20 protein-coding genes are annotated in these 19,585 nt (G+C 70.7%); 9 read left to right on the top strand and 11 right to left on the bottom strand.

Translation table 11 applies throughout. The features are described 5' to 3' along the window. Window positions 1-11: 11 nt before the first annotated feature. A complete protein-coding gene (gene dusB / locus ACQEXA_RS37495) occupies window positions 12-1,190 on the bottom strand; it encodes a tRNA dihydrouridine synthase DusB (RefSeq protein ID WP_433132258.1) in 1,179 nt (392 codons plus the stop codon). A 109-nt stretch (window positions 1,191-1,299) separates the two neighbouring features. Here dusB and ACQEXA_RS37490 point away from each other — a divergent pair, with 109 nt between their 5' ends. After that, window positions 1,300-2,745, top strand: a complete 1,446-nt coding sequence (locus tag ACQEXA_RS37490; RefSeq protein WP_432927432.1) for an MFS transporter — start codon at window positions 1,300-1,302, stop codon at window positions 2,743-2,745. 57 nt (window positions 2,746-2,802) lie between these two features. Here the strand turns inward: ACQEXA_RS37490 and ACQEXA_RS37485 are convergent, their stop codons facing one another. Further along, a complete protein-coding gene (locus ACQEXA_RS37485) occupies window positions 2,803-3,714 on the bottom strand; it encodes a helix-turn-helix domain-containing protein (protein WP_432927434.1) in 912 nt (303 codons plus the stop codon). Between the two features lie 101 nt (window positions 3,715-3,815). Here ACQEXA_RS37485 and ACQEXA_RS37480 point away from each other — a divergent pair, with 101 nt between their 5' ends. The 3 genes from ACQEXA_RS37480 to ACQEXA_RS37470 all read left to right on the top strand — a co-directional run bounded on the left by ACQEXA_RS37480 (window position 3,816) and on the right by ACQEXA_RS37470 (window position 6,411). Then, on the top strand, window positions 3,816-5,243 hold the full coding sequence (locus ACQEXA_RS37480) for an MFS transporter (protein ID WP_432927436.1): 1,428 nt from the start codon (window positions 3,816-3,818) through the stop codon (window positions 5,241-5,243). Window positions 5,244-5,415: 172 nt separating this feature from the next. Continuing rightward, window positions 5,416-5,628, top strand: a complete 213-nt coding sequence (locus ACQEXA_RS37475; RefSeq protein WP_432927438.1) for a hypothetical protein — start codon at window positions 5,416-5,418, stop codon at window positions 5,626-5,628. Between the two features lie 327 nt (window positions 5,629-5,955). Further along, window positions 5,956-6,411, top strand: coding sequence for a VOC family protein (locus ACQEXA_RS37470; RefSeq protein ID WP_433132256.1), 456 nt, complete (start codon window positions 5,956-5,958; stop codon window positions 6,409-6,411). 12 nt (window positions 6,412-6,423) lie between these two features. On the opposite strand, the gene ACQEXA_RS37465 is transcribed toward ACQEXA_RS37470, so the two are convergent. Continuing rightward, window positions 6,424-7,017 (bottom strand): TetR family transcriptional regulator, encoded by a 594-nt coding sequence (locus ACQEXA_RS37465; protein WP_359407281.1) that lies wholly within the window; start codon window positions 7,015-7,017, stop codon window positions 6,424-6,426. Between the two features lie 26 nt (window positions 7,018-7,043). Beyond that, the gene (locus ACQEXA_RS37460; RefSeq protein WP_433132254.1) at window positions 7,044-8,048 is read right to left on the bottom strand and encodes an aldo/keto reductase; all 1,005 of its coding nucleotides are present in this window, start codon (window positions 8,046-8,048) and stop codon (window positions 7,044-7,046) included. Window positions 8,049-8,287: 239 nt separating this feature from the next. Between ACQEXA_RS37460 and ACQEXA_RS37455 the strand changes: the two genes are divergently transcribed. Then, window positions 8,288-9,283, top strand: coding sequence for a chitinase (locus ACQEXA_RS37455; protein WP_432927443.1), 996 nt, complete (start codon window positions 8,288-8,290; stop codon window positions 9,281-9,283). Window positions 9,284-9,526: 243 nt separating this feature from the next. Here ACQEXA_RS37455 and ACQEXA_RS37450 read toward each other — a convergent pair whose 3' ends face one another. Further along, window positions 9,527-10,909: a glycine--tRNA ligase gene (locus ACQEXA_RS37450; protein WP_432939119.1), complete on the bottom strand. Its 1,383-nt coding sequence runs from the start codon at window positions 10,907-10,909 to the stop codon at window positions 9,527-9,529. A 197-nt stretch (window positions 10,910-11,106) separates the two neighbouring features. Here ACQEXA_RS37450 and ACQEXA_RS37445 point away from each other — a divergent pair, with 197 nt between their 5' ends. From ACQEXA_RS37445 to ACQEXA_RS37430, 4 genes are all read left to right on the top strand, one after another. Next, a complete protein-coding gene (locus tag ACQEXA_RS37445; protein ID WP_432927445.1) occupies window positions 11,107-12,066 on the top strand; it encodes a metal ABC transporter substrate-binding protein in 960 nt (319 codons plus the stop codon). A 17-nt stretch (window positions 12,067-12,083) separates the two neighbouring features. Next, entirely contained in the window at window positions 12,084-12,869 is a 786-nt protein-coding gene (locus tag ACQEXA_RS37440) for a metal ABC transporter ATP-binding protein (RefSeq protein ID WP_432927447.1), read from the top strand. Continuing rightward, window positions 12,869-13,771 (top strand): metal ABC transporter permease, encoded by a 903-nt coding sequence (locus ACQEXA_RS37435; protein ID WP_359407267.1) that lies wholly within the window; start codon window positions 12,869-12,871, stop codon window positions 13,769-13,771. Before ACQEXA_RS37440 ends, ACQEXA_RS37435 begins: the two co-directional genes overlap by 1 nt. Before the next feature lie 186 nt (window positions 13,772-13,957). Beyond that, entirely contained in the window at window positions 13,958-14,377 is a 420-nt protein-coding gene (locus ACQEXA_RS37430) for a Fur family transcriptional regulator (RefSeq protein ID WP_359407264.1), read from the top strand. A gap of 7 nt (window positions 14,378-14,384) precedes the next feature. Here the strand turns inward: ACQEXA_RS37430 and ACQEXA_RS37425 are convergent, their stop codons facing one another. The 6 genes from ACQEXA_RS37425 to ACQEXA_RS37400 all read right to left on the bottom strand — a co-directional run bounded on the left by ACQEXA_RS37425 (window position 14,385) and on the right by ACQEXA_RS37400 (window position 19,550). Next, complete coding sequence (locus ACQEXA_RS37425) at window positions 14,385-14,924, bottom strand: hypothetical protein (RefSeq protein ID WP_432927450.1); 540 nt, start codon at window positions 14,922-14,924, stop codon at window positions 14,385-14,387. Between the two features lie 70 nt (window positions 14,925-14,994). Beyond that, complete coding sequence (locus ACQEXA_RS37420; RefSeq protein ID WP_432927452.1) at window positions 14,995-15,825, bottom strand: isoprenyl transferase; 831 nt, start codon at window positions 15,823-15,825, stop codon at window positions 14,995-14,997. A gap of 32 nt (window positions 15,826-15,857) precedes the next feature. Beyond that, window positions 15,858-16,604, bottom strand: coding sequence for a DNA repair protein RecO (recO, locus tag ACQEXA_RS37415; protein WP_432927454.1), 747 nt, complete (start codon window positions 16,602-16,604; stop codon window positions 15,858-15,860). Between the two features lie 73 nt (window positions 16,605-16,677). Continuing rightward, on the bottom strand, window positions 16,678-16,896 hold the full coding sequence (locus ACQEXA_RS37410; RefSeq protein WP_432927456.1) for a hypothetical protein: 219 nt from the start codon (window positions 16,894-16,896) through the stop codon (window positions 16,678-16,680). Between the two features lie 438 nt (window positions 16,897-17,334). Beyond that, window positions 17,335-18,912, bottom strand: a complete 1,578-nt coding sequence (locus tag ACQEXA_RS37405; protein WP_432927458.1) for an MFS transporter — start codon at window positions 18,910-18,912, stop codon at window positions 17,335-17,337. Further along, window positions 18,909-19,550, bottom strand: coding sequence for an NUDIX hydrolase (locus ACQEXA_RS37400; RefSeq protein WP_432927460.1), 642 nt, complete (start codon window positions 19,548-19,550; stop codon window positions 18,909-18,911). The genes ACQEXA_RS37405 and ACQEXA_RS37400 overlap by 4 nt, the downstream gene beginning before the upstream one ends. Window positions 19,551-19,585: the final 35 nt, after the last annotated feature.

Genomic DNA, 19,585 nt, shown 5'->3' with positions numbered 1-19,585 from the left:
CCCCGGGGGCATCAGCCTCCGGACGTGTCCAGCTCCGCGTCCTCGCCGATCCCCGCGCAGTCGTACGGGTCCTTGAGCCAGCCGTCCGGCAGCACCACCCGGTTGTTGCCGGACGTGCGGCCACGGGGCCCGTCGGCGCCCAGCGGCCAGGCCTGGTCGAGGTCGAGCTCGTCCAGGCCGGCCCGCAGCTCCTCGAGGGAAGAGGTGATCGCGAGCCGCTTGCGCATCTCCGAACCGACCGCGAAGCCCTTCAGGTACCAGGCCACGTGCTTGCGGAAGTCGATGACTCCGCGCGGCTCGTCGCCGATCCACTCGCCGAGCAGGGTGGCGTGCCGGACCATGATGTCCGCGACCTGGCGCAGCGTCGGCCGCATGATCGCGGCCGTACGGCCTTCGAAGGCCGCCATCAGGTCCGCGAACAGCCATGGGCGCCCGAGGCAGCCGCGGCCCACCACCACTCCGTCGCAGCCCGTCTCGCGCACCATCCGCAGCGCGTCCTCGGCCGCCCAGATGTCGCCGTTGCCCAGCACCGGGATCTCCGGGACGTGCTCCTTCAGCCGCGCGATGGCGTCCCAGTCCGCCGTACCGCCGTAGTGCTGGGCGGCGGTACGGCCGTGCAGCGCGATGGCCGTCACGCCCTCCTCGACGGCGATCCGACCGGCGTCCAGGTAGGTCATGTGATCGTCGTCGATGCCCTTGCGCATCTTCATGGTGACCGGGAGGTCCCCCGCGCCGCTCACGGCCTCGCGCAGGATCGCCCGCAGCAGGTTCCGCTTGTACGGCAGCGCGGAACCGCCGCCCTTGCGGGTCACCTTCGGCACCGGGCAGCCGAAGTTCAGGTCGATGTGGTCGGCGAGGTCCTCCTCCGCGATCATGCGGACGGCCTTGCCGACGGTCGCCGGGTCCACGCCGTACAACTGGATCGAGCGCGGCTTCTCGGTCGCGTCGAACTTGATCAGCTGCATGGTCTTGTCGTTGCGCTCGACCAGGGCCCGGGTCGTGATCATCTCGCTGACGAACAGCCCCTTGCCACCGCTGAACTCCCGGCACAGCGTGCGGAACGGCGCGTTCGTGATCCCGGCCATGGGCGCGAGCACGACGGGCGGCTGGACGGTGTGCGGACCGATCGGCAGCGCCGTGTACGGCGTCGCCGGGGTCGCCGTGGTCGGGTTCGTCGTGAGCGTGGACATTCCCCCATTGTCACGTATGCCGAGGGGTACCCGGCACGGATCCGTCCTGTGGGACCATGTAGCGGTCATTAGTTAACCGCACTATCGATATCGGCGTACGATGGATCACATGCCCGAGCTCAGCCACCGACGACGTTTTCTGGTTCTCGCGATCTGCTGCATGAGCCTGCTGATCGTGAGCCTCGACAACACCGTCCTGAACGTCGCACTGCCCTCGATGCAACGCGAGCTCCACGCGACCACGGCGGGTCTGCAGTGGACGATCGACGCGTACACCCTGGTCCTCGCGTCGCTGCTGATGCTCGCCGGGTCCACGGCCGATCGCATCGGCCGCAAGCGCGTCTTCATGGCGGGCCTGATCGTCTTCAGTATCGGCTCGCTGCTGTGCTCCCTCGCACCGAACCTGGACCTGCTGATCGTGTTCCGCATGGTGCAGGCGGTGGGCGGTTCGATGCTCAACCCGGTCGCCATGTCGATCATCACCAACACCTTCACGGACGCACGTGAGCGCGCCCGCGCGATCGGGGCCTGGGGTGCCGTGGTCGGCATATCCATGGCGGCCGGCCCGCTGGTGGGCGGGTTGCTCGTCGAGTCGGTCGGCTGGCGGTCGATCTTCTGGGTCAACCTGCCCGTGGGCTTCGCCGCGCTCCTGCTCACCCTGCGCTACGTCCCCGAGTCCCGGGCCCCCAAGGCCCGCCGCCCCGATCCGGTCGGCCAGTTGCTGGTGATCGCCCTGTTCGGCTCCCTCACCTACGCGATCATCGCGGCCCCCGACTCCGGCCTCGCCTCCGTCCTCCCGTTCGCGGGCATCGCGATCGTGGCCCTGCTCGGCCTGTTGTGGTTCGAGCCCCGTCGCGCCGAGCCCCTCATCGACCTGCGGTTCTTCCGTTCGGCCCCGTTCAGCGGTGCCACCGTGATCGCGATCAGCGCCTTCGCCGCGCTGGGCGGCTTCCTGTTCCTGTCCACGCTCTACCTGCAGAACGTGCGCGGCCTCGACGCCCTGCACGCGGGTCTGTGGATGCTGCCGATGGCGGCCCCGACCTTCCTGTGCGCACCTTTGTCCGGCCGTCTGGTCGGCAGCCACGGACCGCGCCTGCCGCTCCTGATCGCGGGTACGGCGATGACCGCGAGCGCCGTGCTGTTCGCGGCCTTCGAGGCGGAGACGGCGAACGCCACGCTCTTCGTGGGGTACGTCCTGTTCGGCATCGGCTTCGGCTTCGTCAACGCCCCCATCACCAACACCGCCGTCTCCGGCATGCCCCGCGCACAGGCGGGCGTCGCCGCCGCCGTCGCCTCCACCAGCCGGCAGCTCGGCCAGACCCTGGGCGTCGCCGTGGTCGGCGCCGTGCTGGCCTCGGGCGTGGCCTCCTCCTCGTACAAGGACACCTTCGTCGCCGCCGCCCGTCCCGGCTGGTGGATCCTCACCGCCTGCGGACTCGCGGTGCTCGCCCTGGGCGCGCTCACCTCCGGCCGGTGGGCCAGGGGGACGGCGGAGCGTACGGCCGATCTGCTGGAGTCGGCCGAGGTCCGGGAAGCCGCCGGAGTCTCGACGTAGGGAGCCCCGTTCGCGCGTCGGCCGCCGCAGAAACGGCGGCCGACGGCTCCTCCTCCCCTACACCGCGCTCCTGGCCAGTGCGATGTCCTGGAGCTTCTCCAGCCGCAGCCCCGACTCCTCGTCCGCCGGCGCGTAGGTGACCATCCGCGCTCCGTCGTGCGGCCCCAGCCACAGGTCCGTGTGGTCCAGGGTCAGCCGACCGACATGGGCGTTGAGGAACTGCTTGCGCTTGCTGCGGACGCCGACGACCTCGTGCCGCTCCCAGGCCTGCCGGAACTCGGCGGACTCGGCCGTGAGCCGCTTGAGCAGCATCTTCCAGACGGGTTCGCCGAGATGGCCGGCCATGGCGCCACGGAACTTGGCGGCCATGAGCCGCATGGTCTCCTCCAGCTGCACGATCGACGCCTGCCAGTCCGCGTTGGTGTAGCACAGCACCATGCAGTTGCGGTCCGTCGGCGGGACGCCGTCGAGGTCGCACAGCAGCAGCCCGTAGGTGCGGTTGTAGGCGAGGATGTCGTACCGGCTGTTCTGGATGCAGGCCGGGATCGGCTCCAGCTGTTCCAGCAGGGCGCGCTGGGCGTCGGTGACCGGCGAGCAGCTCGAACCGGGGGCCGGGTCGATGGCCCCGGCCAGGTTGAACAGGTGCGACCGCTCGCTGCCGTCGAGCAGCAGGGCGCGGGCCAGGGCGTCGAGGACCTGGACGGAGACCTGGATGTCCCGGGCCTGTTCCAGCCAGGTGTACCAGGTCACTCCGACCGCCGAGAGGTGCGCGACCTCCTCGCGCCGCAGCCCCGGGGTGCGGCGGCGCCGGCCGCGGGGCAGTCCCACCTGCTCCGGGGTGATGTGCTCGCGCCGGTGCCGCAGGAACGCGGCCAGTTCGTGCCGCCGGATGTCCGATGCGGGCGCCTCGCGGTCTCCCCGTGCCCGCGGTTCACGGACAGCCGTCGTCTCCTGCACCATGGTCGTCATTCCCCCAGCCTGCCGAGTACCGGACCCTGTTGCCAGGTAGCGCTTCTACCAGGATAAGGAGACTCTGGTACCCCTCTGAGTCTCCCCGCAGGCTCGATGGCGTGACCGAAACTCTGACTTCCCGTACCGTCCGCTCGCCGGTGACCACGCCCCGGCTGAGCGGCCTCGGACTCTTCACGGTGCTGCTGGCCGCGGCACTGCCGCTCATCGACTTCTTCATCGTCAACGTGGCCCTCCCGACGATCGGCAGGGACCTGCACGCGAGCGAGGCCGTGCTCGAACTCGTCGTCGCCGGGTACGGGCTGTCGTACTCCGTCCTGCTCGTCCTCGGCGGGCGGCTCGGCGACCTCTTCGGCCGCCGCGAGTTCTTCTTCGGCGGGATGGCGGCCTTCGGGGTCACCTCGCTGGCGTGCGGGCTCGCCCCGAACGCCTGGACACTGGTCGCCGCGCGGGTCGCGCAGGGCGCGGCGGCCGCCGCGATGCTGCCCCAGGTGCTCGCCACGATCCAGGCGGCGACCAGCGGTCAGCGCCGCGCCAAGGCGATGGGCCTGTACGGGGCGACGGCCGGGCTCTCCATGGTGGCCGGGCAGATCCTCGGCGGTGTGCTCGTGGCCGCGGACATCGCGGGCACCGGCTGGCGCTCGGTGTTCCTCGTCAACGTCCCCGTCGTGGTCGTCGGCCTCGTGCTGGCCGCGCGGACCGTCCCCGAGACCCGCTCCCACCACCCCGAGCCGGTGGACGGACCCGGCACCGTGCTGCTCGCCCTCTCGCTGCTGACCCTGCTCGCGCCGCTCACCGAGGGACGCGCGGCCGGCTGGCCGCTGTGGACCTGGCTGGCCCTCGCCGCCTTCCCGTTCGCGGCCTGGGCGTTCTACGCGGTGGAGCGCCACGCGGACCGGCGGGGCCGCACGCCGCTGGTGCCGCCGAGCCTGTTCGCGCTGGTGTCGCTGCGCCGCGGGCTGATCATGATCGTGCCGTTCTCCATCGGCTTCAGCGGGTTCATGTTCGTGATCGCGGTGTCCCTGCAGCAGGGCGCCGGACTCGGCCCGGTCGGGGCGGGCCTGGCACTCGTGCCCATGGCGGTGGCGTTCTTCGTCGTGTCGCTCTGCGGACCGCGGCTCGTCGCCCGGTTCGGCACCCGTGTGGTGAGCGTCGGCGGTCTGGTCCAGGGCGTCGGTGTGGCGCTGATGGCGTTCGCCGCCTGGCGCTCCTGGCCGCATCTGGGCGTGGTGGAGCTGCTGCCGGGCGCGGCGGTGGCCGGCGCGGGCCAGGCGCTCCAGCTCCCGATCGTGCTGCGGATCGTCCTGTCCGAGGTCCCGCCGGCCAGGGCGGGCGTCGGCGGCGGCGTGATGATCACGACCCAGCAGTCGGCGCTGGCGCTCGGCGTGGCGACGCTCGGCTCCCTCTTCCTGGCCCTGGTGCCCGGCATGGGGATGCGGGACGCGCTGGTGACCACGCTCCTGGTCCAGCTGGCCGGTGTGGCCCTCACGGTCGGCCTGAGCCTGCGCCTGCCGCGCACGATCAGCTGACGCCGGGCCCGCCCGGAAGTGCCCCGCGTCCGCACAGGACGCGGGGCAACGGAGCGCTTCGGCGAAGGCTCGGTGACAGGAGTGTCAACTCGCCGTACAAGACGCCCTATCGATCTTGCTGGTGCTGCACACTCCTTGCTGCGCGGGCGGACAGGTTTTCCGTGGAGGCGTCATGCTGCAGATGAACACGAGCAAGGTCAGCCGCTGGGACCAGGACGGGCATGAGCACGTGGTGCGAGTGGAGGGGACGGGGGCGAAGCGCAAGATCCGGTGCGACACATGCGGCTGGCGCAAGAGTGCCCAGTTCCTGCCGTGGCTGAAGGCCGAGGAACACCTCGCCGAGGAACACCAGGCGACGGAGGACCAGGCGGAGACCCAGCAGTGACCTGCCCCCGGGCGACGACCGGGCACGGGCCCTCCTCGGCCCGGCGGGCGGACGGCGTCGGCCCTTGCGGGGACTGCCGCAGTGCACCGTCGTGCACCGGCGGTCCCGGCCGGGCCGGGACCGCACGGTCCGGCCGGCCGGACCGGCGGGCTCATGCGGCATCTCCTGGCGTCGGAAGGCTCCCGGTCCGCTTCCGGTGAGCGGCTCCGGGCCCAGGGCTCCCGGATCGAAGAGAAAGGCGGCCCCGGTGCGGGACCGCGGCACGATTCCGTTCTCCTCGGCCCCACCCATGGACGGCGACCCCATGCGGCCCATACAAGTGGTCACATGGCAGCAATGGACTGGAAATTGGTCGTCGACACGCACAACGCCCCAGCCCTGGCCGACTTCTGGGCGGCGGCTCTGGGCTACGAGGTGGAGGACAACAGCGCGCTGATCGAGCGGCTGCTGGCGGCGGGCCAATTGCCGCAGATGGCGGTCGCCGAGCACAACGGCATCCGGGTCTTCCGGGGTTTCGCGGCGATCCGGCACCCCGAGGACCCGTACGACAAGGAGACGGGCATCGGCCGGGGCCGCCGGGTCCTGTTCCAGGACGTCCCCGAGCCCAAGAGTGCCAAGAACCGGCTGCACATCGACGTCCACGCGGGCCCCGAGGCCCGGGACGCGACGGTCGCCCGGCTGGAGTCCCTGGGCGCGACGCGCGTCGAGGAGGTGGACAAGGGCCCCGCCGGCCACTGGTGGGTCATGCGGGACCCGGAGGGCAACGAGTTCTGTGTCGCCTGAGCGCGGCCTGCCTCAGGTACCGGCCCGCAGCCCGCGCAGCAGCAGATCCAGCACGGCCTCGAACTGGTCGTCGATACCGGGCCGCGACCACTCCCGGTGGTAGGACGGGTCGTGGAAGCGGCCCGTGGCGTGGAACAGGGCGCGGGCCGTGGTCGCGGGGTCGGCGGCGGTGAAGGCACCGGACGCGGCACCGTCGCGGACGATCTCCGTGAGCTGGCCCGTCAGGTCCTCCAGGTGCTGGTCGACCACCTGGCTGTTCTCGTCGGCCAGCACGGTGAAGGTGGCGAACAGCTCGGGGTCGTCCCCCGCCTTGTGCCGCTTGGCCTCGAACAGCCCCCGGAACCAGTCTCGCAGCCGCGTCTCGGGATCCGCCTCCTCGGTGACGAACCCGGCCAGCGCCGCGGCCGTACGGTCCAGCCACCGCTTGGTGACCGCGTCCCGCAGTGCCGCCTTCGTACGGAAGTGGCGGTACACGCTGCCGTGGCTGACGCCGAGCGCGCGGGCCACGTCCACCACGGTGGCCTTGGCGGGGCCGTGGCGGCGCAGCACCTCCTCGGTCGTCTCGAGGATGCGCTCGGCGGTCAGGGTCTCGGTGGTGGGTGCCATGGCAAAGACGCTACCCGCCGGCGGGGTCAGCGCTCGCTGTCGAGGTGCGTCATCTGCATCTCGGGGTAGCGGGCACCGGCCGCCGCGTCCGCCGGAACGGCCGACTCGATCGCCGCCAGGTCGGCCTCGTCCAGGGTCACGTCCAGTGCGCCGAGCGCCTCGGACAGGCGTTCCCGGGTGCGGGCGCCGGCCAGCGGCACGATGTCTCCGCCGCGGGACAGGACCCACGCGATGGCCAGCTGGGCCACGCTCACTCCCTTCTGTTCGGCGATCTTGCGCAGCGCGTCGACCAGGCCGAGGTTGTGGTCGAGGTTCTCGCCCTGGAAGCGGGGCGAGAAGGAGCGGAAGTCGTTCGCGGCCAGCTTCCGGTCGCGGGTGAAGTGGCCGGAGATCAGGCCGCGGGACAGGACGCCGTACGCGGTGATGCCGATCCCCAGCTCCCGGGTGGTGGGCAGGATGCGGTCCTCGATGCCCCGCGAGATGAGCGAGTACTCGATCTGCAGGTCCGTGATCGGGGCGGTGGCGGCGGCCCGGCGGATGGTGTCGGCGCCGACCTCGCTGAGGCCGATGTGCCGGACGTGTCCCTTCTCCACCAGCTCGGCGATGGCTCCGACCGTCTCCTCGATCGGGACGTCGGGGTCGAGGCGGGCGATCCGGTAGACATCGATGTGGTCGACGCCGAGCCGCTGGAGCGAGTACGCGGCGAAGTTCTTGACGGCGGCGGGGCGGCCGTCGTGCCCGGACCAGTTGCCGTCGGGGTCGCGGAGTGCGCCGAACTTGACGCTGACCAGGGCCTGTTCGCGGCGGGCGGCGGGGGCGGAGCGCAGGGCCTCGCCGATGAGCATCTCGTTGTGGCCCATGGCGTAGAAGTCGCCGGTGTCGAGCAGGGTCACGCCCGCTTCCAGGGCGGCGTGGATGGTGGCGATGGACTCGGCCCGATCGGCGTCGCCGTAGAGGGCGGACATGCCCATGCAGCCGAGGCCGACGGCGGAGACCTGGGGGCCGGTGGTCCCGAGCTGGAGGGTGCGCATGAAATCTCCCTGGTTCTCGTTGAAGCGTGAATCCAGCATGGCATGACAGCTGACAGATTTCAATATCTGTCATTCGTCATCTGTCACCCTCACTCGCCATCCATCACCTGCCCCACCCGCACCGTCGCACTCCGGGCGCGGCCGGGCGCGCGATCTGGTCCAGACCTATTGACGAGAGGTCTGGACCAGCGCACCGTCATGCCTACGACACCTCACCGCACCCCCACCGGGAGGCCCGCATGCTCCGCCACAGGTTCCGCCTGCTCGCCGCCGCCCTGACGGCGGCGTTCCTCGTCCCGCTGTCGGTCGCGACCGCCCCCACCGCGTCCGCGGCCGACACCTGCGCCGTGAAGTCCCGCCCGGCCGGCAAGGTCCTGCAGGGCTACTGGGAGAACTGGGACGGCTCGTCGAACGGGGTCCACCCGCCGTTCGGCTGGACCCAGATCACCGACTCCCGTATCGCCGCGCACGGCTACAACGTGATCAACGCGGCGTTCCCGGTCATCCGCTCCGACGGCACCGCGCTGTGGGAGGACGGCATGGACACGGGGGTGAAGGTGGCGACCCCGGCGGAGATGTGCGCGGCCAAGGCGGCGGGGCAGACGATCCTGCTGTCCATCGGCGGGGCGACGGCGGGTATCGACCTCAGCTCGACGGCCGTCGCGGACAGGTTCGTCTCGACGATCGTCCCGATCCTGCAGAAGTACAACTTCGACGGCATCGACATCGACATCGAGACGGGCCTGGTCGGCAGCGGGAACATCGGCCAACTGTCCACGTCCCAGGCCAACCTGGTCCGCATCATCGACGGGGTGCTGGCCAGGATGCCGTCGAACTTCGGCCTGACGATGGCCCCGGAGACCGCGTACGTCACCGGCGGCAGCATCACCTACGGCTCGATCTGGGGCGCGTACCTGCCGGTCATCAAGAAGTACGCGGACAACGGCCGGCTGTGGTGGCTCAACATGCAGTACTACAACGGCAGCATGTACGGCTGCTCCGGCGACTCCTACGCGGCCGGTACGGTGGCGGGCTTCGTGGCGCAGACGGACTGCCTGAACAAGGGCCTGACCGTCCAGGGCACCACGGTCAAGGTGCCGTACGACAAGCAGGTCCCGGGACTGCCCGCCCAGTCCGGAGCGGGCGGCGGCTATATGTCACCGTCCCTGGTCTCCCAGGCGTGGAGGCACTACGGCACGAGCCTGAAGGGCCTGATGACCTGGTCCGTCAACTGAGACGGCTCGAAGAACTGGACGTTCGGCGACAACGTCAGGGCGCTCCAGGGCCGCTGAGGCCGCCGGTGAGGCCCTGCCCCGCCACCAGCGACCGTCCGAGGGTGCTCCGCCCCTGGCGCGGGGGCGGGGCCGGGGCTCGACAGGGGACGACGAAGCCCCCGGTTCCCGCGCAGGGAACCGGGGGCTTCCCGGACGGCTTCCGCACCTCGGCGCCGAACCGTGACCGGCGCGTGTGCGGCGTGCTCAGCAGCCGATCAGACGGCTCGCGAGGTAGCCCTCGATCTGGTCCAGCGACACGCGCTCCTGCTTCATCGAGTCGCGCTCACGCACCGTCACGGCGTTGTCGTCGAGCGTGTCGAAGTCGACCGTCACGCAGTACGGCGTGCCGATCTCGTCCTGGCGGCGGTAGCGGCGGCCGATGGCACCCGCGTCGTCGAACTCGATGTTCCAGTGCGCGCGCAGCGCCTGGGCCAGCCCCTTGGCCTTCGGGGACAGCTCGGGGTTGCGGGACAGCGGCAGGACCGCGACCTTCACCGGCGCCAGCCGCGGGTCCAGGCGCAGCACCGTGCGCTTCTCCATCTTGCCCTTGGCGTTCGGCGCCTCGTCCTCGACGTAGGCGTCCAGCAGGAACGCCAGCATCGCGCGGCCGACACCCGCCGCGGGCTCGATGACGTACGGGGTCCAGCGTTCGCCGGCCTCCTGGTCGAAGTACGACAGGTCCTGGCCCGAGGCCTTGGAGTGGGCGCCGAGGTCGTAGTCCGTGCGGTTGGCGACACCCTCCAGCTCGCCCCACTCGTTGCCGCCGAACTGGAAGCGGTACTCGATGTCGGCGGTGCGCTTGGAGTAGTGGGAGAGCTTCTCCTTCGGGTGCTCGTACCAGCGCATGTTCTCTTCGCGCAGGCCGAGGCCCGTGTACCAGTTCCAGCGCTCCTGCATCCAGTACTCCTGCCACTTCTCGTCCTCGCCCGGCTTGACGAAGAACTCCATCTCCATCTGCTCGAACTCGCGGGTGCGGAAGATGAAGTTGCCCGGCGTGATCTCGTTGCGGAAGGACTTGCCCATCTGCGCGATGCCGAACGGCGGCTTGCGGCGCGAGGTCTGCTGGACCTGGGCGAAGTTGGTGAAGATGCCCTGCGCGGTCTCGGGGCGCAGGTAGGCGATCGAACCGCTGTCCTGCGTCGGGCCGAGGTGGGTGGAGAGCAGACCCGAGAACTGCTTGGGCTCGGTGAACATGCCCTTGTTGCCGCAGTTCGGGCAGTTGACGTCCGCGAGGCCGTTCTCCGGCAGCCGGCCGTGCTTGGCCTCGTATGCCTCTTCCAGGTGGTCGGCGCGGAAACGCTTGTGACAGGAGGTGCACTCGGTGAGCGGGTCGGTGAAGGTGGCGACGTGACCGGAGGCCACCCAGACCTCGGTCGCCAGGATCACCGACGAGTCGATACCGACGACGTCCTCGCGCGACGTCACCATGTAGCGCCACCACTGGCGCTTGATGTTCTCCTTGAGCTCGACACCCAGCGGTCCGTAGTCCCAGGCGGCACGCTGACCGCCGTAGATCTCGCTGCAGGGGAATACGAAGCCACGGCGCTTGCTCAGGCTGACGATGGTGTCGATCTTGTCGGCGGCCACGGTGCTCTCTTCATTACGACGACGGGCGACGAAGCGTCTGCTGCGGAGCATTGCTTCAGAGCGAATGCTTCAGGTTACCGGCGGGGGCTCCCATCCAATCAAATCGGTAGGGCACCCGGAGCGGGTACCCGGGCGGGCCCTGCTCTCACCGCGATCGTTGTTGACAACGGTTTCCATGTTTGTTGAAAATGACTGTCATGAACGTACGACGACGCCTCATACCCGCGACCGCCGCCACCGCCGCCACCGCACTCGGGATCGCGGCCCTCTCCGCCTGCTCCACCGACAGCGCAGCCGCAGGCAACACGGACAAGTTCGACGTCGTCGCGTCGTTCTACCCGATGGCCTTCCTCGCCGAGCAGATCGGCGGCGACCACGTCCACGTCACCAGTCTCACCCAGCCCGGCCAGGAACCGCACGACCTGGAGATCAGCGCCCGGCAGACCGCGCAGCTCCAGGAGTCCGACGCGGTGCTGTACCTCAAGAACCTCCAGCCCTCCGTCGACGACGCCGTGGCCCAGTCGGAGATCAAGACGAAGATCGACGCCGCCTCCCTGACCACCCTGGAGGAGCACGGCAACGAGGTCGGCGGCCACGCGGCCGAGCACGACACCCACCAGGGCGAGGAGTCCGGCGGCAAGGACCCGCACATCTGGCTCGACCCGGTGCGCTACGCCCAGGTCGCCGAGGGTGTCGGCAAGGCCTTCGAGAAGGCGGACCCGGACCACGCGGCCGACTACCGGAAGAACACCGCCGCCCTGGTCAAGAAGCTCGACGGCCTCGACACCGAGTTCAAGGCCGGCCTCGCGAACACGAAGACCAAGGTCTTCGTCACCACGCACGCCGCCTTCGGCTACCTCGCCGAGCGCTACGGCCTCACCGAGGAGGCCATCAACGGCCTCGACCCCGAGTCGGAGCCCAGCGCCGCGCGCGTCAAGGACCTCGAGAAGATGGCGAAGGCCGACGGCGTGACGACCGTGTTCTACGAGACGCTCGTCAGCGACAAGACCGCGAAGACCATCGCGCAGGACGCGCGTCTGAAGACCGACGTCCTCGACCCGATCGAGGGCATCACGGACAAGTCACGCGGCAAGGACTACTTCGCCGTCCAGGAAGCGAACCTCAAGGCCCTGCAGACGGCCCTGGGCGCCAAGTGATCGTCGGGGAGGCCGACATGGGCGAGACGGACAACAAGAGCGGGCCCGTCATAGCGATGCGCGGGGTACGGGCCGAGCTGGGCGCCCGGCCCGTCCTGCGTGGCATCGACCTCACCGTGCGCCGCGGTGAGGTCGTCGCCCTGCTCGGCGCCAACGGCTCCGGCAAGTCGACCGCGATCCGCAGCGTCGTCGGCCAGGTGCCGGTCAGCGGCGGCGAGATCGAGCTGTTCGGCGTCCCGCGCGGCCGCTTCCGCGACTGGGCGCGCGTCGGCTACGTACCGCAGCGCACCACCGCCGCGGGGGGCGTCCCGGCGACGGTCACCGAGATCGTCTCCTCGGGCCGGCTGTCCCGGACCCGCTTCGGCGTCTTCCGCAAGGCCGACCACGCGGCCGTACGCAGAGCGCTGGAGATGGTCGGGATGGCCGACCGCGCCAAGGACTCCGTGAACGCCCTCTCCGGCGGCCAGCACCAGCGGGTGCTGATCGCCCGCGCCCTGGTCGCCGAGCCCGAGCTGCTGATCATGGACGAGCCGATGGCGGGCGTCGACCTGGCCAGCCAGGAGATCCTCGCCCGGACGCTCCGGGAGCAGGTGGCGGCCGGTACGACGGTCCTGCTGGTCCTGCACGAGCTGGGCCCGCTGGAGCCCCTGATCGACAGGGCGGTCGTTCTGCGCGACGGCTGCGTCCTGCACGACGGACCGCCCCCGCACGCGGTCGGCCAGCATGCGCTGCCCGGCCACGACCACGTCCACCCGCACGCACCGGCGGGCACCGAATCGATCCGTACGGGACTGCTGAGCTGATGGAACTCCTCGACTACGAATTCATGCGGCGCGCGTTGCTCGCCGCCGTGCTGGTCGGCATCACCGCCCCCGCCATCGGCATCTACCTGGTGCAGCGCCGCCAGCCCCTCATGGGCGACGGCATCGGCCACGTGGCAATGACGGGCGTCGGTCTCGGCTTCCTGTTGCACAGCTCCCCCGTGTGGATGGCGACGGCCGTCTCCGTGCTCGGCGCGGTCCTCATGGAACTGATCCGCTGGTACGGCAAGACGCGCGGCGACATCGCGCTCGCCATGCTCTTCTACGGCGGCATGGCGGGCGGCGTGATGTTCGTCAACATCGCACCGGGCGGCTCCAACGCCAACCTCAGCTCGTACCTGTTCGGCTCCCTGTCGACGGTGTCGCCGTCGGACGTGACGGCCATCTCGATCCTCGCCGGGTTCGTGATCGTGGTGACCCTGGGGCTGCGCCGCCAGTTGTTCGCGGTCAGCCAGGACGAGGAGTTCGCCCGGGTCACGGGCCTGTCGGTCCGCGCGCTGAACCTGCTCACGGCGGTCACGGCCGCGGTCACCGTGACGGTCGCGATGCGGGTCGTCGGCCTGATCCTGGTGTCCGCGCTCATGGTGGTGCCGGTGGCCGCCGCGCAGCAGCTCACCCGTAGCTTCGCGACGACCTTCGTGATCGCGGTGGTGATCGGGGTCACGGTGACGATCAGCGGCACGGTGACGTCGTACTACCAGGACGTACCGCCCGGTGCCACGATCGTATTGCTGACCATCGGCGTGTTCGTCGTGCTGACCGCCCTGGCCACCCCGCTGGCCCGTCGACGCGCCCGCGCGGTCGCCGCCGCGCAGGCCGCCGGGGACCCGCTCGAGTGCGCAATTCCGGCCACCCGGGAGGCGACCGACGAGGTCGGAGTCTGACCATGCCCCGTCCGGGCTGGCACAATGGCCCGGCAGGGCGCAGACGTGAGCCGGGAGAGAGCCGACGAGGCGCGCCGGTGTCGACAGCGCGACCACGCGGCGGCCCGAAGGGCTGAGCACGGTCGCGGTCCCGGCACCGGCTCGAGGTGCCCCGTAGGCGAGCGAGCCATCAAGAAGGAGGCAACGGTGACGACCGCCGGCCAGCCCGTGAAGGGACGATCCACCCGCCAGCGTGCCGCCGTCGCGGCGGCGCTCGACGAGGTCGACGAGTTCCGCAGCGCGCAGGAGCTCCACGACATGCTCAAGCACAAGGGCGACTCGGTGGGCCTGACGACGGTCTACCGCACGCTGCAGTCCCTCGCCGACGCGGGCGAGGTCGACGTCCTGCGCACGTCCGACGGCGAGTCCGTCTACCGCCGTTGCTCGACGGGCGAACACCACCACCACCTGGTCTGCCGCATCTGCGGCAAGGCCGTCGAGGTCGAAGGCCCCGCGGTGGAGAAGTGGGCCGAGGCGATCGCCGCGGAGCACGGCTACGTCAACGTCGCCCACACGGTGGAGATCTTCGGCACGTGCGCCGAGTGCGCGGCGGCCGCCGAGGGCTGAACGGGGCTCAGGCGCGCGGCAGCTTGCTGTCCAGCAGGACGCGCAGCCGCTCCACGTCCTCGGGGGTACGCGCGCCTCGCTTGACGAGCACCACCGTAAAGGTTCCGGCACGGTCGGGGCTGCGCAGCAGGAAGCAGCGGTCCGACTCGGCATAGCTGCCGTAGTTGGCCCACGCCGTGCGCGAGTCGACGTGGGCGCTGACCAACCGCACGCCCTCCTCGCCGACGGTCACCCGCATCACACCGTGGTGCTGGTTCGCCCGCAGCATCCGGCGTGCCGTCACACGAGGCACCCGGAACATCAGCACCGGCCACAGGATGAACATCACCCCGAACGCGACACCGGTGCTGTCATCTCCGCGCAGACCGGCCGTCAACGCCACCACTCCCAGCAGCACGATGCAGAGGAGGGAGACGGGGCGGTACAGCAGGCTCAGCCCGCCTCGTTTGCGCATCATCAGCCGGACGGCTTCCGTCATGTCCTCGAGCCGGAGTTCGCACTCCAGCACGATGTCGGTTCCGCGCTGCCCCACGGTCTGCTCGGTCACGGCCCCTCCCCAGGTCGTACGGTGACGAGCCGTGATCGTAGAGCAGGGTCCTGCGGGGGCAATGGGCGGGCTACTGCTCGCCTTCCATGGCCTGCAGTTCCTCGTTCGGGATGGCACCGCCGAAACGGCGGTCCCGGGAGGCGAACTCCAGGCACGCCCGCCACAGGTCGCGGCGGTCGAAGTCCGGCCAGAGCACGTCCTGGAAGACCATCTCGGCGTAGGCGCTCTGCCAGATCAGGTAGTTGGAGGTGCGCTGCTCGCCGCTCGGCCGCAGGAACAGGTCCACGTCCGGCATGTCCGGGTAGTAGAGGTATTTCGCGAGGGTCTTCTCCGTGACCTTCGCGGGGTCGAGCCTTCCCGCCTTCACGTCCTCGGCCAGCGCCTGCGCCGCGTCGGCGATCTCGGCCCGGCCGCCGTAGTTCATGCAGAAGTACAGCGTCAGCCGGTCGTTGCCCTTCGTCTGCTCCTGGGCGATCTGGAGCTCCTTGGCCACCGACTTCCACAGCCTGGGCATACGACCCACCCAGCGCACCCGGACGCCGAGTTCGTCGAGCTGGTCACGGGTCTTGCGGATGAAGTCGCGGTTGAAGTTCATCAGGAAGCGCACCTCGTCGGGCGAGCGCTTCCAGTTCTCGGTGGAGAAGGCGTACAGGGAGATGTTCCCCACGCCCATCTCGATCGCGCCCTGCAGCACGTCCAGCACGCGCTCGGCGCCGACCTTGTGCCCCTCGGTGCGCGGCAGTCCCCGCTCCTTGGCCCACCGGCCGTTGCCGTCCATCACGATCGCCACGTGCTGCGGCACCAGCTCGCCCGGGATCTTCGGCGGGCGGGCCCCGGACGGGTGCGGCTCCGGGGTCGTGTACTCGCGGCGCTGACGCCCCAGGAACCCGCGTACGGCCATGTGCTTCTCGTCTCCCTCGATCTCAGGTCGCTCTACTGTTCCACGTACCGGAGCGAGCGCAGTCCGCGCTCCAGGTGCCAGTGCAGATAAGCCGACACCAGCCCGCTGCCCTCCCGGACGTACCGCGGCTCGCACGCGTCCGCGGTCTCCCAGTCTCCCGTCAGCAGCGCGCCGAGCAGTTCGAGGGCCCCTGCCGAGGGTACGACGCTGCCGGGCACCCGGCAGTCACCGCAGACCGATCCACCGGAGGCCAGGGAGAAGAACCGGTTCGGCCCGGGCATGCCGCACTTGGCGCAGTCGCCGAAACTGGGCGCGTAGCCGTTGACGGCGAGGGAGCGCAGCAGGAAGGCGTCGAGGACGAGGTTCGGCGCGTGCTCCCCGCGGGCCAGCGTCCGCAGGCCGCCGACGAGCAGCAGATACTGCTGGACCGCCGGTTCCCCCTCGTGATCGGTGAACCGCTCGGCGGTCTCCAGCATGGCGGTACCGGCGGTGTAGCGGGCGTAGTCCGTCACGATCCCGCCCCCGTACGGGGCGATGGTCTCGCTCTGCGTGCACAGCGGCAGTCCGCGCCCCACCAGCTCGCTCCCGCGCGCGAAGAACTGCACGTCCACATGAGAAAAGGGTTCCAGCCGGGCCCCGAACTTCGACTTGGTCCGGCGCACGCCGCGGGCCACGGCGCGCACGCGTCCGTGACCCCGCGTGAGCAGCGTGATGATCCGGTCCGCCTCACCCAGCTTCTGGGTGCGCAGCACGATGCCGTCGTCGCGGAACAGACTCATGGGAGTCATTCTCGCCTACGACGGGCGCGCTCCGGGCCGTATGGTCCGCTTTCCGGTCGCGGGTGCCCGTCCGTCAGGGCACCTCGCCACGACTGCGCGCGTTGGCGTACGCGGTCGCCGCCCTGAGGCGCTCCGCCGGGGTCGCGAGGCGTACGGCCTCCGGCTCCACGTCCCATTCCTTGCCCCCGCCGTAGGGTCTCAGCTGTACATACGGCCCCTCGTGCCCCATGACCACGCCCACCCTCCCGGTACGGATGTCGACGGCGTGCGAACCGACGGGCGGCGGTTGCATCACAGCCCCGTGGCACGCTGCGCACGGGGGGCCGCCGCGAGCGGGGCGGCGACGCCGACGGGACAGCCGCCCGATGCCACGGGCGTGCGTTGGGTCTCGCGCGCGAGAGCCAACGGATCGAGCCGGAGCGACGGTGACGTGATTCGGGTGTCCGCAAGCACAGCCCGCAATTCCTTCACTGGTTCCTCCGCCTCTTCGACGCATCGCGCCGAGTCTCGTCCCCCGAGTGATACGTGTACTGCAGCCACCGTGCTCCCCTTCCTTGTCGACTTTTACTCTTCGCATCTCCATAGTGACGCTCTGCATCTACACTCGACAGGTGTCTGTGCCCTACAAGTGCGAGGCAGGAGAGGGATGTTGGGCCGGCCGACGGTGCGCGCCCGGCGTGCGGGGAGCTCTGCGGCGCGGGGCTGAGCCCGGCCACGGGTGCGGTGTCCGCTAGCGGCGGTCCGGGAGCGCTTCCTGAAGTTCCGCATCGAGGTCCGGATCGAGGTCCGAGGGGCCCCGACGCGCCGCGTCGCGGCGCAGCAGGGCCAGGTGCGCCCCCGTCAGCGCCATCATGAGGCCGATGTTGACCAGCGCCGCCACGTGCATGCCGTCGGTGAACGCCGTCCTGGCGACCGCGAGGAGTTCACCGCCGAGCCGCTCGGGCAGCCGGCCGGCGGCCTCGGTGGCACCGCCCAGGGTCGCGCGGGCGGCCCCGGCCGGATCGAGTTCCGCGCCGTCCGGAAACGAGCCGAGGTTCAGCTTGGCGCGGTACACGGCGGCGGCGACGGACCCGGCGACGGCCACGCCCAGCGCCTCGCCCAGGTTCGCGCCGGTCTCCCCGATGCCCGAGGCGTTGCCGGCCCGTTCGGGCGGGGCGCTGCTGATGATCACGTCGTTGGTGAGGGCGAGCGCCGCCTGCACCCCGAAGGAGGTCACGGCGAAACCGGCGACGGCGAGGGCCGGCCCGGACGTCGTACCCGCCCGGGTGAGCAGCACCAGCCCGGGCACGGACAGCAGGAAGCCACCCGCCATGACCCATCCGGGTCCGATGCGGGCCGCCACCAGGGGTGCCAGCAGCGCGCTCACCACGCCCGCGAGCACCGCGGGCAGCGTCCACAGCCCGGTCGCCAGCGGAGACAGGCCCAGCACCAGCTGGAAGTACTGCAGAAGCAGGAACTGGATCCCGGTCACCGCGAAGAGTCCGAGGGTCAGCCCGCCCAGCGACACCCCGAACGCCGGGCGGGAGAAGAGCCGGAGGTCGAGCATGGGATCGGCGAGCCGCAATTGCCTGCGCACGAAGACGACACCGAGGCAGAGGCCCACGGCGACGCTCAGCAACGGCAGGGTGCGCAGACCCTGCTGGGCGATCTCCTTGAAGCCGTAGACCACCGGCAGCACCGTGGCGATGGACAGCATGACGCTGACCGGGTCCAGTCGGCCGGCCTGCGGATCGCGGTACTCGGGCAGCAGCAGCGGCCCGGCGATCAGCAGAACGACACCCACCGGCACACCGAGCAGGAAGACCGAGCCGTACCAGAAGTGCTCCAGGAACAGCCCGCCGATCAGCGGGCCGACCATTCCGCCGATGCTGAAGTTGGTCATCCACACCGCGACCGCCACCCGGCGCTGCCCCGGGTCACGGAACATGTTGCTGATCAGGGAGAGGGTCGACGGCATCAAAGTCGCCCCGGCCACCCCCAGCAGGGCGCGCGAGGCGATGAGCGTCCCCACACTGGGCGCGCAGGCGGCGAGCACCGAGGCCACGGCGAAGGCGGCGGCACCGATCAGGAGGAGCCTGCGGCGCCCGATCCGGTCACCGAGTGTCCCCATCGTCGCGAGGAAACCGGCGACCATGAAGCCGTAGATGTCGACGACCCACAGCAGTTCCGTACTGCTCGGGTGCAGACGCTCGCTGATGCTCGGCGCGGCCAGGTGCAGCACGGTCATGTCGAGGCCGATGAGCATGGTCGGCAGCGCCAGGACCGCGAGCCCGATCCACTCCCGTCGCCCGGCCCGGGTTGCGCTCACCGCGGTGAGCCGGCCGCGCCGGAGGGCACCAGGGCGTCCCGGAAGACCTCGAGCAGGCGGCTCACCGCATGCGTGACCGGCCGGGTCAGCGCCTCGTCGGGCGTGAGCCACAGGGCCGAGGTGCCCTCCGGCCCGAGTTCCACCGCGCGGTCCGCGTCCACCGCCTCGGCCGTACGGTACACATGCCACAGATGGGCGTCGGCACCACGCCGGCAGCCGTCACCGGGCACCGCGATCGTGGCCAGCTGCTCCAGCGGCTCGCCGGCGATGCCGGTTTCCTCGGACAGCTCGCGTGCCGCCGCCTCGTCGGGGTGCTCATGGCACTCGACGTGCCCGGCGGGGATCGTCAGGCCGAACGGGAACGCCGTCCGGTCGAACAGCAGGACGCGGCCGTGGACGTCCCGGACGAACACGCCCGCCGTCTCGTGCCAGTACTCGCCCTCGTCGTCCGTCCACCACCGGACCGCTGGGTCCAGCACCAGCGCCCGGTCGGCGACATGCCCGCAGGCGCCGCACGCGCAGTGCCGTCGGCCGTCCGCCGTGGTGCGCCACCGCACCGCTTCGCCGCGGCACCGCAGACAGTAGTGGTGCGCGGCGCCGTCACTCAGCGCGTGCGCTGGAAGGAAGTCCAGTTTCATGCCTCGCTCCCGGAACTCCCGGGGACACTCGCGTT

The organism is Streptomyces sp. CA-106110 (assembly GCF_050936285.1).
Taxonomy (GTDB): Bacteria; Actinomycetota; Actinomycetes; order Streptomycetales; family Streptomycetaceae; genus Streptomyces.
Note: the sequence above shows the minus strand (reverse complement) of the source record. Positions and strands in the feature narration are given on the sequence as shown.

Coding starts and splice junctions, on each gene's coding strand:
- dusB (WP_433132258.1), bottom strand. CDS start 1,190: ATGTCCACGCTCACGACGAACCCGACCACGGCGACCCCGGCGACGCCG.
- ACQEXA_RS37490 (WP_432927432.1), top strand. CDS start 1,300: ATGCCCGAGCTCAGCCACCGACGACGTTTTCTGGTTCTCGCGATCTGC.
- ACQEXA_RS37485 (WP_432927434.1), bottom strand. CDS start 3,714: ATGACGACCATGGTGCAGGAGACGACGGCTGTCCGTGAACCGCGGGCA.
- ACQEXA_RS37475 (WP_432927438.1), top strand. CDS start 5,416: ATGCTGCAGATGAACACGAGCAAGGTCAGCCGCTGGGACCAGGACGGG.
- ACQEXA_RS37470 (WP_433132256.1), top strand. CDS start 5,956: ATGGCAGCAATGGACTGGAAATTGGTCGTCGACACGCACAACGCCCCA.
- ACQEXA_RS37465 (WP_359407281.1), bottom strand. CDS start 7,017: ATGGCACCCACCACCGAGACCCTGACCGCCGAGCGCATCCTCGAGACG.
- ACQEXA_RS37460 (WP_433132254.1), bottom strand. CDS start 8,048: ATGCGCACCCTCCAGCTCGGGACCACCGGCCCCCAGGTCTCCGCCGTC.
- ACQEXA_RS37455 (WP_432927443.1), top strand. CDS start 8,288: ATGCTCCGCCACAGGTTCCGCCTGCTCGCCGCCGCCCTGACGGCGGCG.
- ACQEXA_RS37445 (WP_432927445.1), top strand. CDS start 11,107: ATGAACGTACGACGACGCCTCATACCCGCGACCGCCGCCACCGCCGCC.
- ACQEXA_RS37440 (WP_432927447.1), top strand. CDS start 12,084: ATGGGCGAGACGGACAACAAGAGCGGGCCCGTCATAGCGATGCGCGGG.
- ACQEXA_RS37435 (WP_359407267.1), top strand. CDS start 12,869: ATGGAACTCCTCGACTACGAATTCATGCGGCGCGCGTTGCTCGCCGCC.
- ACQEXA_RS37420 (WP_432927452.1), bottom strand. CDS start 15,825: ATGGCCGTACGCGGGTTCCTGGGGCGTCAGCGCCGCGAGTACACGACC.
- recO (WP_432927454.1), bottom strand. CDS start 16,604: ATGAGTCTGTTCCGCGACGACGGCATCGTGCTGCGCACCCAGAAGCTG.
- ACQEXA_RS37410 (WP_432927456.1), bottom strand. CDS start 16,896: ATGCAACCGCCGCCCGTCGGTTCGCACGCCGTCGACATCCGTACCGGG.
- ACQEXA_RS37400 (WP_432927460.1), bottom strand. CDS start 19,550: ATGAAACTGGACTTCCTTCCAGCGCACGCGCTGAGTGACGGCGCCGCG.